This is a genomic window from Stenotrophomonas sp. 109824_Sma (assembly GCF_056480025.1).
The window spans coordinates 4,137,969-4,152,989 of sequence record NZ_CM151078.1; the positions used below are offsets into that span (position 1 = coordinate 4,137,969).

Below are 15,021 nucleotides of genomic sequence, written 5' to 3' on the forward strand. Positions count from 1 at the left end.
GTCCGGAACCTTCAGTTAATTGAATTCTGTCAACGCCTGGCCATGGCCAGGACCTGGAACATCAAGCCGACGGCGATACCGGCCAACAGCGCCAATGCAGGCAGCTTGAAGACCAGGAACCCCACCAGCAGGACGCCGAAAACCACGACCCACTTGGCTACGATCGCAATGATCAGGCGAGCCATCGCCGATCCTGCGGCCACCGCACCACCACCCAGTGCCATCCGTGCCGCAACCCAGCCACCGGCCGAAATGGCCACACCGGACGCCAGCGCGCCGAGGGCATATTTCGGACCCACCAGCAGGAAGGCCAGGGCCAGGACAGCGACCGCGGCCAGCGGGTAGACCGCGGCGCGCAGCATCAGTCGCCGACCCGCATCAACGGAGTTCAGCACAGGACGTCCCGCGTGGTTGCAAGTGGAGGGCTGAGGCGGCTACAGCAGGGGGGCCTCATCGAGCCGCCAAATTATAGCAATGGGACAATTTGCGAGACAACCGCTGCCTGTTCATCCCGGGAAGCCGCAAGTTGCGGTAACGGTTACATTTTTGCGTGCCACCCAGGGGACAATGACGTCCGCGTGATGCTGCACCGCAGTATTGAACTTTGGTCGCAGGCGCGGAACTTTCGCCGGATGCGCCGGTCCGATCTTGCGACCTGCCTGCAGCAACCTCGTCGACGCTCCGCCCCGCAGGTCCCACGATGGCCCCGAAGCCCGGCTCCGGGGCCATCTTTTTGCATCGTCGCGACAGCGCTGAACCGTGCACACCTCGTGGACCATACGTTCACGGATGGTGGACGTGCCTGTCCGGCACAGTGGTTTTCATTCTGATGAACCACTGCAAGGACTCTTCGATGCGCTCCGTACCCACCCTGCTCGCCCTCTCCCTGCTCGCCGCCGGTGCTTCGTTCGCCACTGCCGCCCATGCCGCCGAAGGCGATGACCGCTTCGCCATCCGCCTGGGTGCGATGAACATCGATTCGGACAACACGATCCGCGGCAAGACCAATGTGGCTGGCCAGGATGTCTCCCTGAACCAGGACTTCAAGCTGGGGGGCAAGGAATGGGAGCCGCGCATCGATGGCATGTTCCGCATCAGCAATCGCCAGCGCCTGCTGTTCAACTACTTCAAGTACGACAAGGACCGCCGCGAGACCCGCGACCAGGGCATTTCCTTCGGCGGTGAGAACGTGCCGGCCGGCAGCTTCGTGAAGGGTGAACTGAAGTACCAGGTGGCCAGCCTGGTCTACGATTACTCGGTCGTCGATACCGACACCTTCGACCTCGGCCTGCAGATCGGTGGCGAGTACGCCAAGGTCAGCACCAAGGGCTACGCCGACCTGGGCACCGTCTACGAAGGCCAGTTCCTCAACGAGAAGGCTGACGGCATCGCGCCGGTGGTGGGTGCGCGCATGACCTTCACCCCGGGCGAGCGCTGGATGATCACGCTGCAGGGCCAGTACCTGAACACGCGTTGGGGCAGCTTCGATGACTACAAGGGCGACCTGAGCCGCGCCAATGCCATCGTCGATTACCGCTTCACCAAGAACTTCGGTGTGTTCGCCGGCTACGACTGGTTCAAGCTGGACGTGGACAAGAAGGGCAGCGACGGCACTGTCGGCCTGAAGCAGGAATTCAAGGGCCCGGTGGCCGGTATCAGCTTCGTGTTCTGATCCCCCGCCCCTTCCACGGCATCCTCTCTCCTGGCGCGGCCTCCGGAACATCGGGGCCGCGTTTTTTGTTGCATCGTCGAGCAGAGAAGCAGGTTGGTCGAGCGCGGGGAGAGAGGGGCTTGCGTGCGAATGTCCCCCGGCGCCGGCCTGCGGCCGACGCCTCCTCCTTTACTTCGCACACAAGCCCCTCTCACCCCGCGTGTCAGGCATCCGGGCGGCTTTGGTACTGGCTCTCGACTGTCCGCAAGCCGAGCCGCTGCGCGGGTGGCAGGCGTTTGGACAAAGTAAAGGAGGAGGCGACCGCCGCAGGCGGGCGACGGGGACATTTGTCGAAATGCCTGCCACCCGCGCAGCGGCCCCACCCTTTGCTGCAGCACTGATCGAAGAAAAAAAGCCCCGGCAGAGGCCAGGGCTTTTCGTTCGGAACGGCGCGGGCGCCTTACTTCTTCTTCGGCATGTACAGATCGGTGATCGTGCCGTCGTAGATTTCCGAGGCCATCGCCACCGATTCGCTCAGCGTCGGGTGGGCGTGGATGGTGTGGCCGATGTCCTCGGCTTCCGCACCCATCTCGATCGCCAGGCCGATCTCGGCCAGCAGGTCACCGGCATGCACGCCGACGATCGCACCACCGATGATGCGGTGGGTCTCTTCGTCGAAGATCAGCTTGGTGAAGCCCTCGGTGCGGCCGATGCCGATCGCGCGTCCACTGGCGGCCCACGGGAACTTGGCCACGCCGACCTTCAGGCCCTTGGCCTTGGCTTCGGTCTCGGTCACACCGACCCAGGCGATTTCCGGGTTGGTGTAGGCCACCGACGGAATCACACGGGCAACCCATTCCTTCTTGTGGCCAGCGGCCACTTCAGCAGCCAGCTTGCCTTCGTGCGTGGCCTTGTGCGCCAGCATCGGGTTGCCGACGATGTCGCCGATGGCAAAGATGTGCGGCACGTTGGTGCGCATCTGGCGATCGACCGGGATGAAGCCACGCTCGGTGACCTGCACGCCGGCCTTTTCTGCATCAATCTTCTTGCCGTTCGGCGAGCGGCCCACGGCCACCAGCACGCGGTCGAAGGTGCCCTGCGCCAGCGCAGGCGCCTGGCCTTCCTCGGCGGCTTCGAAGGTCACGGTGATGCCCTTGGCATCGGCGGTGACGCCCGAGGCCTTGGTCTTCAGGTGCACGTCGATGCCCTGCTTCTTCAGGCGGTCGGCCAGCGGCTTGACCAGGTCCTTGTCGGCGCCCGGCATCAGCTGGTCCATGAACTCGACCACGGTGACCTTGCTGCCCAGCGCACCGTAAACGGTGGCCATTTCCAGGCCGATGATGCCGCCGCCGACGACCAGCAGCGAGCCCGGCACTTCGGCCAGCTCCAGCGCGTCGGTGGAATCCATCACGCGCTTGTCGTCCCACGGGAAGTTCGGCAGCTTCACCGCCTGCGAACCGGCGGCGATGATGCACTTCTGGAAGCGCAGCAGCTGGGTGCTGCCGTCAGTCGCGGTGATTTCCAGCTCGTTGGCCGAAACGAACTTGCCGACGCCCTGCACGCTGCGGACCTTGCGCTGCTTGGCCATGCCGGCCAGGCCCTTGGTCAGCTGGTTGACGACCTTTTCCTTGTACTGGCGCAGCTTGTCCAGGGTGATGGTCGGCTTGCCGAACTCCACGCCGAAATCACCGGCATGGGCCACTTCGTCGATGACCGCGGCGGCGTGCAGCAGCGCCTTGGACGGAATGCAGCCAACATTGAGACAGACGCCGCCGAGGCTGGCGTAGCGCTCGACCAGCACCGTATCCAGGCCGACGTCGGCGGCGCGGAAGGCGGCGGTGTAGCCGCCCGGGCCGGAGCCCAGCACGACCATTTCGCATTCGATGTCGGCCGGCTTGCCGCTGGACAGCGCCGGCTTCGGCGCCGCCGGTTCGGCCGGGGCGCGGTGCGACGGGGTCACCGGCGGCTTGCTGGCCGGGGCGGCCGCAGCGGGAGCCGGCGCGGCGCTCTTGGCCGGGGCTTCGGCGGCGCCTTCGGCGTCCAGCACCACGACCACGGCGCCTTCGGACAGGGTGTCGCCCAGCTTGACCTTGATTTCCTTGACCACACCGGCGGCCGAGGACGGCACTTCCAGGGTGGCCTTGTCCGACTCCAGGGTCACCAGACCCTGATCCTTCTTCACCGTATCGCCGACGGCGACCAACACTTCGATCACCGGCACATCGCTGTAATCGCCGATGTCGGGAACCTTGACTTCAATCGTGGCCATGGTGGGTTTTCCTCGTGCCCGCCCGGCGGTGCCGGTGGGCTGTCACTGCATCTGTTCACGCGGCCGCGCCAGTGGCTGCGGCCGCACGGTGGGGGCGAAGCGGTGCCTTACAGCAGCACGCGGCGCATGTCGGCCAGTACCTGCGACAGGTACGTGGTGAAGCGTGCGGCCAGGGCGCCGTCGATGACGCGGTGGTCGTAGCTCAGCGACAGCGGCAGCATCAGCTTCGGTGCGAATTCCTTGCCGTTCCAGACCGGCTGGATGGACGACTTGGAGACGCCGAGGATGGCCACTTCCGGTGCGTTGACGATCGGGGTGAACGCGGTGCCGCCGATGCCGCCCAGCGAGCTGATCGAGAAGCAGCCGCCGCTCATGTCGGCCGGGCCCAGCTTGCCGTCGCGTGCCTTCTTGGCCAGTTCGCCGGTTTCCTGCGCGATCTGCACCACGCCCTTCTTGTCCACGTCGCGGATGACCGGCACGACCAGACCGTTCGGCGTGTCGGCGGCAAAGCCGATGTGGAAGTACTTCTTCAGGGTCAGGTTTTCACCGCTGGCATCGAGCGAGGCGTTGAATTCCGGGAACTTCTTCAGCGCCGCGGCGCTGGCCTTGATCAGGAAGGCAAGCATGGTCAGCTTGATGCCGGCCTTCTCGTTCTCCTTGTTCAGCGCCACGCGCAGGCCTTCCAGGTCGGTGATGTCGGCCTGCTCGAACTGGGTGACGTGCGGGATCATGGCCCAGTTGCGGGCCAGGTTCGCACCCGAGATCTTCTTGATGCGCGACAGCGGCTGGACTTCGGTCTCGCCGAACTTGCTGAAGTCGACCTTCGGCCACGGCAGCAGGTTCAGGCCACCACCGGCGGCGACGGCGCCACCGGCAGCTGCCGGCACGCCACCGCTGAGCGCGGCCTTGACGAACTTCTGCACGTCACCCTTGGTGATGCGGCCCCCCTTCTCGGTGCCGTTGATCTGCAGCAGGTCCACGCCCAGCTCGCGGGCGAACACGCGCACCGCCGGGGTGGCGTACGGCACCTTGGCCGGCAGCACGCCATCGGCGTTGAACTGCACCGGCGGGCTGCTCGGCGTACCGGCCGACGGCGCGGCAGCAACCGGAGCGGCGGCGGCAACCGGAGCAGCGGCCTGCGGGGCCTGCGTTGCAACCGCCGGAGCGGGCGCAGCGGCCTTGGCCGGTGCCGGCGCGGCAGCGCCCTCGGCTTCGATGATGGCAACCACGTTGCCCTGCGACAGGTTGTCGCCGACCTTGACCTTGATCTCCTTGACCACGCCGGCCACCGAGGACGGCACTTCCATGGTGGCCTTGTCGCTTTCCAGCGTGACCAGGCCCTGGTCCTTCTTGACCGTGTCGCCCACGGCGACCAGCACTTCGATGACCGGAATGCCGGCGTAGTCGCCGATGTCCGGCACCAGCGCTTCAACCGCGCCACCGCTGGCAGCCGGGGCGGCCGGTGCAGCTGCGGCCGGGGCCGGCGCGCTCTGGGTGGCGGCAGCCGGTGCAGCGGCCTTGGCCGGTGCCGGTGCGGCAGCGGCCGGCTTGGCAGCTTCGGCTTCGCCTTCGGCCACTTCGATCAGTGCCACGACCTTGCCTTCGGACAGGCTGTCGCCCACCTTGACCTTGAGCTCCTTGACCACGCCGGCCACCGAGGACGGCACTTCCATGGTCGCCTTGTCGCTTTCCAGCGTCACCAGGCCCTGGTCCTTCTTGACCGTGTCGCCGACGGCGACAAGCACCTCGATTACCGGGATATCGCTGTAGTCACCGATATCGGGGACAAGTGCTTCCTTGATTTCGGCCATGGGGATAACTCCGGCAATCTGGTGTAGGGAAACGTCTATTGTGCGGCCAGCGGGGTCCAGCGCCAACCGTTACAGGTGTTTTCAGTACGCACGCAGCCGGGACAGGCTGTTGCCCATGGGTCGTGGCTGCGACCAGTCGGTAGCGTATTGTCCGGACGATGTCCGCTTCATGTCGCCCGCGCGTCGGCCACCGGCTGCCACGCCTGGCGCAGGCGCGGCAACGACCACGCCGCATTGGCCGGGCTGGTCGACGGCAACGCGAGCACCTTCGGCGGGGCCTCCAGCCGCGGCAGCACCCAGCGCTGGAATGCCTGCAGTGACGCACCGCCATTGCAGCCGATCAGCGTCAGCTCAGGCAGCGTGGCGATCAGTTCTGGCAGTGCATTGGCCACTTCCGTACCACGCACGATGTCGGCATCCAGGCTGCCGCGTCGCTCGCAGCGCCCGATCACATCCCACAGGCCGATGCCCGCGGCGTTCAACGCCTGCAGCCGTTGCGCATAGGGCAGACCCGCGTCGAAACCGCAGATATCGGCCATCAGCGGCCAGAAGCGGTTGCGCGGATGCGCGTAGTAGCGCTGCTCCTGCAGGGATGCCACGCCTGGCATCGAGCCCAGCAGCAGTACCCGGCATGCCACGTTCACCTGCGCTTGCAGGCCAATGCACAACGTTGCTGTGCTCACATCTTCTCCAACTGCATGAATGTCAGCGACGGCCAAAAACCCCATGAATACAGGCATTCCGCACCCGTCGCTGAACAAGGAAAACTATTTTTTAACGTGCGTCGGATTCGATTCATGTTGGGGCGACTACGGTGTGCTCGCCCCGCAACCGGGGGCCCAAAACAAGAAACATTAGGAGATACCCCCATGCGCTCCATCCGTATCCTGAGTCTCGCCCTGCTGACCTCCGCCGCCTTCGCGCCGGCCGCTTTCGCCCAGGACAGCAGCACCACCGATACCGCTTCGGGCAAGCATTTTGCCGTTGTTGGCGGCATCTCGCTGCTGCAGCCGAAGAACGACCCGATCACCGGCGTGAAGAAGACCGACGGTGGCCCGGCGCCGACCGTCAGCTTCAGCTACTACATCAACGACAACTGGGCCGTTGAGCTGTGGGGCGCTGCCGACAAGTTCGACAACAAGTTCAAGGGCCCGAACAACGCCCGCCTGGGTTCGGTCGAGCAGCAGCCGGTCGCGCTGAGCGGCCAGTACCACTTCGGCCAGGCTGACAACGTGTTCCGCCCGTTCGTGGGCGTCGGCTACTACCAGTCGAGCTTCAGCAACGAGAAGCTGGGCAACGGCGCTGACACCGACATCCGCTTCAAGGATGCCAAGGGCGTGATCGGCACCGTCGGCGTCGACATGAACATCAACTCCACCTGGTTCGCCCGTGCTGACGCCCGCTACATGCGCGCCCGCCCGGACATCAAGGTTGGCGGCGAGAAGATCGGCGAAGCCAAGATGGATCCGTGGACCGTCGGCTTCGGCATCGGCGCCCGCTTCTGATCCAGGCAGCACCGCTTCACTGATGCAACGCGACGGGCCCTTCGGGGCCCGTCGTCGTTTCCGTCACCTGCGTTCTGTAGAGTCGAGCTTGCTCGACTGCCCTTTGTAGGGTCGAGCCATGCTCGACTGTACAGACACGGGGCGCGGAGACACGATGGACGATGTCGACCTGCTGGTGATCGGTGGCGGCATCAATGGCGCCGGCATCGCCCGTGACGCCAGTGGCCGTGGCCTGCGCGTGCTGCTGTGCGAACAGCACGACCTGGCCGCGCACACCTCCAGTGCCAGCAGCAAACTGATCCACGGCGGCCTGCGCTACCTGGAACAGGGCGAGTTCGGCCTGGTGCGCAAGGCGCTGGGCGAACGTGAGGTGGTCCGCCGGCAGGCCCCCCATCTGGTCCATCCGCTGCGCTTCGTGCTGCCGTGGGAACCGCACCTGCGCCCGCGCTGGATGCTGCGCGTGGGGCTGTGGCTGTACGACCATCTGGGCCGGCGCGGCCCCGCCTTCCCCGCGTCACGCGCACTGGAACTGCAACGCGATCCGCTCGGCCAGTGGCTCTCCCCAACGCTGCGGCAGGCCTTCAGCTACGCCGATGCGCAGGTCGATGACGCGCGACTGGTACTGCTCAACGCCCTGGATGCCGCGCAGCGGGGCGCACAGGTGCGGGTGCGCAGCCGCTGCACCGACCTGCACCCCGTGCAGGGCCGGTGGCGGGCCGTTGTGGAATCCGCCGATGGCCAGCCGCACCCCGTGAATGCACGCGCCGTGGTCAACGCGGCGGGCCCGTGGGCCGGGGGCCTGCTGGAACGGATGCAGGCGCGCAGCGGCGGCCCCGCGCTGCGCCTGGTGCAGGGCAGCCACATCGTGCTGCGCCGGCCCTGGCCCGATGACAGCGCCTGCCTGCTGCAGCAGCCCGACGGACGCGTGGTGTTCCTGCTGCCCTTCGCCCACGACCACCTGCTGGTGGGCACCACCGATACCGACTATCGCGGTGACCCGGCGCGCTGCAGCGTGCTGCCCTCCGAGGTGACCTACCTGTGCGAAGCGGCCAATCGCTACCTGCGTGACCCCATCGCCCCGGAGGAGGTGGTCTGGGCGTTCGCCGGTGTCCGTCCATTGCTGGCTGACCCGGATCCACGCGCAGCGAAGCTGAGCCGCGACTACCGCCTTCAGGTGCAGGTGGACCCGGCACCAGCGCTGCACGTACTGGGCGGCAAGCTGACCACCTACCGGGTGCTGGCCGAGGAGGCACTGGACCTGCTGCGCCCTGCCCTGCCACAGATGGGACCGGCCTGGACGGCGCGCGGAGACCCGCTGCCGGGCAGCGACTGGGGCGACGCCGCACAGGCAGGCTCGCACCTGCTGGCGCTGGCACCCTGGTTGCCCGCCGGTATCGCGCGACGCTGGGCCGGGGCCTATGGCAGTCGCAGCGCGGAACTGCTGCAGGGTGTACAGGGCCTGCACGATCTGGGCGAGGACTTTGGCGGCGGCCTGCATGCGCGCGAAGTGGACTTCCTGCGCGAACGCGAGTGGGCGTGCGACAGCGACGATATCCTGTGGCACCGGAGCAAGCTGGGGTTGCGGCTGGATGCTGCACAGGTGGCACGGCTACAGGCGTGGATGCGAGGTCGGATCCCTTTCCCACGGAATGGGCTCTGACCCCAGTGTTTCAACGTGTGCCAACCAAGGTTGGCAGCTACCTGGGCGGCCGCGAGCGACGCGACCGATGCATTAGGATTTCCCCATCGCTACCGGAGACGCTGCATGACGCCCCGCTACGTGCTGGCCATCGACCAGGGCACCACCAGTTCCCGCGCGATCCTGTTCGATCGTGCCGGCGACATCGTCGGCAGCGCGCAGCGCGAGTTCGCGCAGATCTTCCCGCACCCCGGCTGGGTCGAGCATGACCCGCGCGAGATCCTTACCAGCGTCTATGCCACGTTGACCGAACTGCTCAGCCGCGGGCAGATCGACCCGCGTCATATCGCCGCACTGGGCATCACCAACCAGCGCGAAACCACCGTGGTCTGGGACCGTGCCACCGGCCAGCCGATCCACAATGCCATCGTCTGGCAATCGCGGCAGAGCCACGCCATCTGCGAGCGGCTGAAGTCCGACGGGCATGAAGCGCTGATCCGCGAACGGACCGGCCTGCTGATCGATGCCTATTTCTCCGCCACCAAGGTGCGCTGGATCCTCGACCACGTGGAAGGTGCGCAGCAGCGCGCCGAACGTGGCGAGCTCCTGTTCGGCACCATCGACAGCTGGCTGGTGTGGAACCTGAGCGGTGGCCAGGCGCATGTGACCGACTACAGCAATGCTGCGCGAACGCTGTTGTTCAACATCCACACGCTGGACTGGGATGACGAGCTGCTGGCCCTGCTCGACATCCCACGCGCGATGCTGCCGCAGGTACGCGACTCCAGCGCGGTATACGCGCATACCCGGCCGCAGTTCTTCTTCGACCACCCGATCCCGATCGCCGGCATCGCCGGTGACCAGCAGGCGGCGCTGTTCGGCCAGGCCTGCTTCCAGCCGGGCATGGTCAAGAACACCTATGGCACCGGCTGTTTCATGCTGATGCATACCGGTGCGCAGGCGGTGCGGTCGCGCAACGGCCTGCTGACCACCATTGCCTGGGGCCTGGACGGACGCGTGGAGTACGCGCTGGAAGGCTCGATCTTCATCGCCGGCTCGGTGGTGCAATGGCTGCGCGATGGGCTGCGCATGATCGAACGTGCAAGTGACAGCCAGGCACTGGCTGCGCAGGTGCCCGACAGTGGCGGCGCTTACCTGGTACCGGCGTTCGTCGGCCTCGGCGCGCCCTATTGGCGCAGTGACGTACGCGGTGCGATGTTCGGGTTGACCCGCGGCACCCGCAAGGCGCACTTCGTGCGCGCCGCGCTGGAAGCGATGGCCTACCAGACCCGGGACGTGCTTGATGCGATGCAGTCCGATGCCGGTATCGCGCTGACCGAGCTGCGCGCCGATGGCGGTGCGATCGGCAATGACTTCCTGGCCGGTTTCCAGGCCGACATCCTCGGTGTGCCGCTGCTGCGGCCGCGACTGACCGAGACCACCGCGCTGGGTGCGGCCTACCTGGCCGGTCTGGCGGTGGGGTTCTGGACCAGCCGCGAACAGATCGCCGCGCAGTGGGGCCTGGACCGGCGTTTCGAGCCACAGATGGAGGTGGCCCGGCGCGAGAAGCTGTATGCGGGATGGCAGCAGGCGGTGGCCGCCACCCTCGCCTTCCACGTCGATTGAGGGTAGTGCCGGCCGCTGGCCGGCACCCCATGATCATCGGGGCGTTTGCAGATTGCCGGCCAGCGGCCGGCACTACCACATGGTCAGAACGCCGGCAGCACAGCGCCCTTGTACTTGGTCTCGATGAAGGCCTTCACCTGCGGGCTGGTCAGGGCCTTCGCCAGCTTCTGCACGCGGGCGTCGTCCTTGTTGTCCGGGCGCGCGACCAGGAAGTTCACGTACGGCGAGTCCTTGCTCTCGATCGCCAGCGCATCCTTGGTCGGGTTGAGGCCGGCATCCAGCGCGTAGTTGGTATTGATCAGGGCCAGATCGACCTGGTCCAGCACGCGCGGCAGCATCGCCGAGTCCAGCTCGCGGAACTTCAGGTTCTTCGGGTTGGCGATGATGTCGCGCTGGGTCGACAGTGCGTTGGTCGGGTCCTTCAGCTCGATCACGCCGGCCTTGTGCAGCAGGATCAGCGCGCGGCTGTTGTTGCTGGGGTCGTTCGGGATCACCACGTCGGCGCCTTCGCGCAGCTCGGCCAGCGACTTGACCTTGCGCGAGTACGCACCGAACGGCTCGATGTGCACGCCGATCACCTTCACCAGGTCGGTCTTGCGGTCACGGTTGTAGGCATCCAGGTACGGCTCGGTCTGGAAGTAGTTGGCATCCACCTGCTTCTGCACCAGCTGGTCGTTGGGCTGCACGTAGTCATTGAACACGCGCACGTCCAGGTCCACGCCTTCCTGCTTGAGGATCGGCTTGACCACCTCGAGGATCTCGGCATGCGGCACGGCCGTGGCGGCCACCACCAGCTTCTGCGAGGGCTCGCCGGACTTGCCGCAGGCGGTCAGGGCCAGCGCAGCGGCGAGCAGGGGCAGCAACAGGGTCTTCTTCATGGGGGATTGGATTCTCGGGGGGAATGTCAGGATTTTTCGTAGTTGCTCAGGGCCAGCTCAAGCAACGCCTTGGCCTGCTCGCGCAGCATCATCGGCTCGACGATCTCGGCATCCGAGCCGTAATGCAGCACATCCATCAGCAGCTCGCGCGAGACGCTGTACGGCACCTTCAGCTCATAGCGGCCGTCGGCCAGGAAGCGGCCCTGCTGCTTGGAATGCCAGTGCTCGTCGGCCACCCAGCGCGCGGCCTTGGCGCTGAACAGGATGGTCGCCCACCCCTTCGGCGCGCCAGAGAAGATGCCGTAGCTGGCGCCGAGCTGCTCGTCCAGCTCGCTGTCGGCGACATCGCGCGCGGTGCTGTCGACCACCCGCGCCTTGTGGATGCGGTCCACCGCGAAACTGCGCAGGGCGTCGCGGTCATGGTCCCAGGCATCCAGGTACCAGTTGTCGCGATAGTGGGTCAGGCGCTGCGGTGAGACGGTGCGCTTGGTCGGCTCGTCGGTGGAACGGGCGCGGTACTCGAACGCCAGCTGGCGGCGCTCCAGCACGGCCGACGCGACGCTGCGGAAGCTGCCTTCGTCGAACTTGCGGCCTCGGTGCGGAATCACCCGCACGCGGTCGACCGGCCAGCTGGACACGCCGGCCTGGGCCGCCAGCAGGCTCTCGATGCGTTGCTGCAGCGGTGCCAGCACCGACGACAGCACACCACCGCCGGTCCGCGCCAGCAGGTGCTGCGAGGCCAGCAGGGCATGCAGCTCCTCCGAGCTGAGCCACAGGCCGGGCAGCTCGAAACGGTCGCTCTCGTCAGCCTGGTAGCGGAAGCCCGCCTCGCCGTCGCCCTCGATCGGTGCCATCAGCGCATCGCGCAGGAAGGCCAGGTCGCGGTAGACGGTGGCGCGGGAACAACCGAGCTTGTCCTGCAGGGTCGCCACCGTCACCGGATAGCGCGCGGACTTGAGCAGACGATGCAGGGCGGTGATGCGTTCGTATCGGTCCATACCCCCGATTATGTCCGAGTCGCGGGTCTTGTGTGGGACGTTTGGGCTATCGTGGTCGCCCCCACCCCCATGGAATACCCGATGCGCCGGTTGCCTGCCCTGTCCCTGCTGGCCTGCCTGCTGCTGGCCGCCTGTGATCGCGCGCCGGCGCCGGCCAGCACCGGGACCCCGGTACCCGTCGCCGATCCGGCGCAGGCGGTGCTGGGCGCCAGCCAGCGTTTCGCGGCCCTGCGCAGCTTCCACGCCGAACTGGAGGTGCTGGGCGCACCGCAGCCGGTGCGCAGCGCCATGGACTTCGTCGCGCCCGATCGTTTCCGGGTGGAGACGCCGGCGGGGCCGCAGACCATCATCGGCGACACCATGTTCCTGCAGGCCGACGGCGCGATCCGCCAGGTGCCGACCCCGCCCGGCCTGCTCGAGCAGTGGCGCAACCCGCTGCCGGCCGATGCCCTGCCCGCCGACCTGAAGGCCGAAGACCTCGGCAGCCAGGCGCTGGACGGGGTCGAGACCCGGCACTACCGGCTGCGTGATGCGCAGCCCGGCGAACGCCTGGAGTACTGGGTGGATACCCAGGGCCTGCCACGCCAGATCGTGCGCAGCGGCAGCAGCAATGGCCGCAGCTTCCAGCTGCGCCTGCGCTATTCGCGCTTCAACGACCCCGCACTGCGTGTCGATCTGCCCTGAATAGGCGATCGCGGCAACGTTCGCTGAAGCGCGCATTGGATCGATTCGGACCGCCATCACGCTTCCAGTATCATCACCGGCTGTTAACCGTTTCGGAGAAGCCTCGATGTCCCTGCGCGTGTCCCTGCTGATCCCCCTGCTGCTGTGTGCGCCGCTCGCATACGCACAGGATGCCTCCGAGCTGGCGGCGATGTCCTCGCCGTGGAGCGGCAGTGGTGGCGAGCTCGGCTTTGCCTCGGCACGCGGCAACAGCAGCACCGAGAGCTTCAACGGCCGCCTTCGCCTGCGCTACACCGACGGCGACTGGGTGCACAGCATGGACCTGTTCGGCCTGCGCTCCAGCTCCAAGGTGACCGAGACCAACGACGACGGCACCACCACCCGCCGCAACAACACCACCGCCAACCGCTACACGGGCAGTGCCGGCAGCGCGCTGCAGCTGGGCGAGCACCGCCAGCTGACCGCCACGGTGCGTACCGAGCGCGACGACTTCGCCACCTACGACCGCCAGAGCTCGTTCGGTCTGGGTTACGGCACCCGCCTGTGGAACACCGAGCGCTTCTCGTTCGACGCGCAGATCGGCCCCGGTGTGCGCCGTACCCACAGCACCGAGGACGACCGCACCCGCACCGGCCTGATCGGCCGTGGCCTGTTCGACATGAAGTACTCGCTGACCGACAACACCGACCTGGTCAACACGCTGCTGGTCGAATCCGGTTCGTACAACACCTTCGGCCAGAACGACTTCGGTGTCTCTGTCAGCATGAACGAGCACCTGGCACTGAAGGCCGGCTGGCAGGCGCGTTACAACAGTGACGTTGCTGTGGACAAGCGCAAGACCGATACGCTGACCACGATGAACGTGGTCTACAAGTTCAAATAAGCAGAACGGGCGCCGAGGGCGCCCGTTCTGCTTCCGGTAGTGCCGGCCGCTGGCCGGCAACTGCATTCAACTGGGGCACGAGGTTGCCGGCCGATGGCCGGCACTACCTGCGATGGATCAGACGTTCAGCAGTTCGCCGGCACCGGCGTCCAGCAGCATCTTCGCCACGCGCTGGCCCAGCGCCTCCGGATCCCGGGCCGGGCCCACCGCCTCGGCGCGCACCGCACGACCATCGCTGGCACTGCCGACCAGGCCCTGCAGGTGCAGGTCGTCGCCCTGCCACTGCGCGATCGCCGCCACCGGCACGTGGCAGCTGCCGTGCAGCGCACGGTTCATCGCCCGCTCGGCTTCCACGCAGGCGCGCGTAGCTGCGTCATCAAGCGTGGCGAACAGCGCCATCAGGCGCGTATTGCCACCGTCGCACTCCACCGCCACCGCGCCCTGCGCCGGTGCCGGCAGCCACTGCGGCGGTTGCAGGCGCGCGACGATGCGCTCGCCCAGGCCCAGACGCTCCAGGCCGGCCACGGCCAGCACGATGGCGTCGTAGCCACCATTGTCGAGCTTGGCCAGGCGGGTGTTGACGTTGCCGCGCAGCTCCAGCAATTCCAGATCCGGGCGCAGCGCGCGCAGCTGGGCCTGGCGGCGCAGCGACGAGGTGCCGACCCGCGCACCGATCGGCAGCGCGTCCAGCGAGGCGTACAGGTTGGAGACGAAACCATCGGCCGGATCGTGGCGGGTCAGCATCGCCGGCAGCGCGAAGGGTTCATCCAGTTCCATCGGCACATCCTTCAGCGAGTGCACGGCGCAGTCGGCCTCACCGCGCAGCATGGCCAGCTCCAGCTCCTTCAGGAACAGGCCCTTGCCACCGATGGCGGCCAGCGAGCGGTCCAGCACCTCGTCACCGCGGGTGCTCATCGGCACCAGTTCCACATGCAGGCCGGGATGGGCCTGGCGCAGGCGGTCGGCGACGTGTTCGCTCTGCCAGAGGGCGAGCGGGCTCTTGCGGGTGGCGATGCGGACGGTTTCCATCCGGTCATTATCGCGCCTTCGGCGCGGATACGGCCAACGGCGGAGCCC

The 15,021-nt window shown here is 67.0% G+C and carries 13 protein-coding genes; 6 read left to right on the forward strand and 7 right to left on the reverse strand.

Translation table 11 applies throughout. The annotated features are described in order from the left end of the window. Nucleotides 1-29 precede the first annotated feature (29 nt). On the reverse strand, nt 30-395 hold the full coding sequence (locus ACZK1G_RS19370) for a hypothetical protein (RefSeq protein ID WP_014648497.1): 366 nt from the start codon (nt 393-395) through the stop codon (nt 30-32). A 458-nt stretch (nt 396-853) separates the two neighbouring features. Between ACZK1G_RS19370 and ACZK1G_RS19375 the strand changes: the two genes are divergently transcribed. Then, a complete protein-coding gene (locus ACZK1G_RS19375; protein ID WP_101766120.1) occupies nt 854-1,672 on the forward strand; it encodes a hypothetical protein in 819 nt (272 codons plus the stop codon). A 439-nt stretch (nt 1,673-2,111) separates the two neighbouring features. Here ACZK1G_RS19375 and lpdA read toward each other — a convergent pair whose 3' ends face one another. The 3 genes from lpdA to ACZK1G_RS19390 form a co-directional block, all read right to left on the reverse strand. After that, nucleotides 2,112-3,920 (reverse strand): dihydrolipoyl dehydrogenase, encoded by a 1,809-nt coding sequence (gene lpdA, locus ACZK1G_RS19380; RefSeq protein ID WP_049445918.1) that lies wholly within the window; start codon nt 3,918-3,920, stop codon nt 2,112-2,114. A gap of 107 nt (nt 3,921-4,027) precedes the next feature. Beyond that, nucleotides 4,028-5,731, reverse strand: coding sequence for a dihydrolipoyllysine-residue acetyltransferase (aceF, locus tag ACZK1G_RS19385; protein WP_101766121.1), 1,704 nt, complete (start codon nt 5,729-5,731; stop codon nt 4,028-4,030). Nucleotides 5,732-5,898: 167 nt separating this feature from the next. Then, complete coding sequence (locus ACZK1G_RS19390; RefSeq protein WP_101766122.1) at nt 5,899-6,414, reverse strand: DNA-deoxyinosine glycosylase; 516 nt, start codon at nt 6,412-6,414, stop codon at nt 5,899-5,901. A gap of 186 nt (nt 6,415-6,600) precedes the next feature. On the opposite strand from ACZK1G_RS19390, the gene ACZK1G_RS19395 reads away from it, so the two are divergent. The 3 genes from ACZK1G_RS19395 to glpK all read left to right on the forward strand — a co-directional run bounded on the left by ACZK1G_RS19395 (nt 6,601) and on the right by glpK (nt 10,501). Further along, nucleotides 6,601-7,236 (forward strand): OmpW/AlkL family protein, encoded by a 636-nt coding sequence (locus ACZK1G_RS19395; protein ID WP_014038574.1) that lies wholly within the window; start codon nt 6,601-6,603, stop codon nt 7,234-7,236. Between the two features lie 154 nt (nt 7,237-7,390). Continuing rightward, the gene (gene glpD, locus ACZK1G_RS19400; protein ID WP_101766123.1) at nt 7,391-8,896 is read left to right on the forward strand and encodes a glycerol-3-phosphate dehydrogenase; all 1,506 of its coding nucleotides are present in this window, start codon (nt 7,391-7,393) and stop codon (nt 8,894-8,896) included. Nucleotides 8,897-9,001: 105 nt separating this feature from the next. Then, nucleotides 9,002-10,501: a glycerol kinase GlpK gene (gene glpK, locus ACZK1G_RS19405; protein ID WP_101766124.1), complete on the forward strand. Its 1,500-nt coding sequence runs from the start codon at nt 9,002-9,004 to the stop codon at nt 10,499-10,501. A gap of 83 nt (nt 10,502-10,584) precedes the next feature. Here the strand turns inward: glpK and ACZK1G_RS19410 are convergent, their stop codons facing one another. Both ACZK1G_RS19410 and ACZK1G_RS19415 read right to left on the reverse strand, forming a co-directional pair. After that, nucleotides 10,585-11,379 (reverse strand): MetQ/NlpA family ABC transporter substrate-binding protein, encoded by a 795-nt coding sequence (locus ACZK1G_RS19410; RefSeq protein ID WP_014038577.1) that lies wholly within the window; start codon nt 11,377-11,379, stop codon nt 10,585-10,587. 26 nt (nt 11,380-11,405) lie between these two features. Next, nucleotides 11,406-12,377, reverse strand: coding sequence for a helix-turn-helix transcriptional regulator (locus ACZK1G_RS19415; RefSeq protein ID WP_014038578.1), 972 nt, complete (start codon nt 12,375-12,377; stop codon nt 11,406-11,408). Nucleotides 12,378-12,458: 81 nt separating this feature from the next. On the opposite strand from ACZK1G_RS19415, the gene ACZK1G_RS19420 reads away from it, so the two are divergent. Both ACZK1G_RS19420 and ACZK1G_RS19425 read left to right on the forward strand, forming a co-directional pair. Then, the gene (locus tag ACZK1G_RS19420; RefSeq protein ID WP_049445987.1) at nt 12,459-13,061 is read left to right on the forward strand and encodes a LolA family protein; all 603 of its coding nucleotides are present in this window, start codon (nt 12,459-12,461) and stop codon (nt 13,059-13,061) included. A gap of 106 nt (nt 13,062-13,167) precedes the next feature. Continuing rightward, nucleotides 13,168-13,944 carry a DUF481 domain-containing protein gene (locus ACZK1G_RS19425; RefSeq protein ID WP_049445907.1) on the forward strand — a complete coding sequence of 259 codons (777 nt, stop codon included), beginning with the start codon at nt 13,168-13,170 and terminating at the stop codon, nt 13,942-13,944. Between the two features lie 117 nt (nt 13,945-14,061). Here the strand turns inward: ACZK1G_RS19425 and hemC are convergent, their stop codons facing one another. After that, nucleotides 14,062-14,973: a hydroxymethylbilane synthase gene (hemC, locus tag ACZK1G_RS19430; protein WP_478447790.1), complete on the reverse strand. Its 912-nt coding sequence runs from the start codon at nt 14,971-14,973 to the stop codon at nt 14,062-14,064. Nucleotides 14,974-15,021 lie beyond the last annotated feature (48 nt).

Coding starts and splice junctions, on each gene's coding strand:
- ACZK1G_RS19375 (WP_101766120.1), top strand. CDS start 854: ATGCGCTCCGTACCCACCCTGCTCGCCCTCTCCCTGCTCGCCGCCGGT.
- lpdA (WP_049445918.1), bottom strand. CDS start 3,920: ATGGCCACGATTGAAGTCAAGGTTCCCGACATCGGCGATTACAGCGAT.
- aceF (WP_101766121.1), bottom strand. CDS start 5,731: ATGGCCGAAATCAAGGAAGCACTTGTCCCCGATATCGGTGACTACAGC.
- ACZK1G_RS19395 (WP_014038574.1), top strand. CDS start 6,601: ATGCGCTCCATCCGTATCCTGAGTCTCGCCCTGCTGACCTCCGCCGCC.
- glpD (WP_101766123.1), top strand. CDS start 7,391: ATGGACGATGTCGACCTGCTGGTGATCGGTGGCGGCATCAATGGCGCC.
- glpK (WP_101766124.1), top strand. CDS start 9,002: ATGACGCCCCGCTACGTGCTGGCCATCGACCAGGGCACCACCAGTTCC.
- ACZK1G_RS19410 (WP_014038577.1), bottom strand. CDS start 11,379: ATGAAGAAGACCCTGTTGCTGCCCCTGCTCGCCGCTGCGCTGGCCCTG.
- ACZK1G_RS19415 (WP_014038578.1), bottom strand. CDS start 12,377: ATGGACCGATACGAACGCATCACCGCCCTGCATCGTCTGCTCAAGTCC.
- ACZK1G_RS19420 (WP_049445987.1), top strand. CDS start 12,459: ATGCGCCGGTTGCCTGCCCTGTCCCTGCTGGCCTGCCTGCTGCTGGCC.
- ACZK1G_RS19425 (WP_049445907.1), top strand. CDS start 13,168: ATGTCCCTGCGCGTGTCCCTGCTGATCCCCCTGCTGCTGTGTGCGCCG.
- hemC (WP_478447790.1), bottom strand. CDS start 14,973: ATGGAAACCGTCCGCATCGCCACCCGCAAGAGCCCGCTCGCCCTCTGG.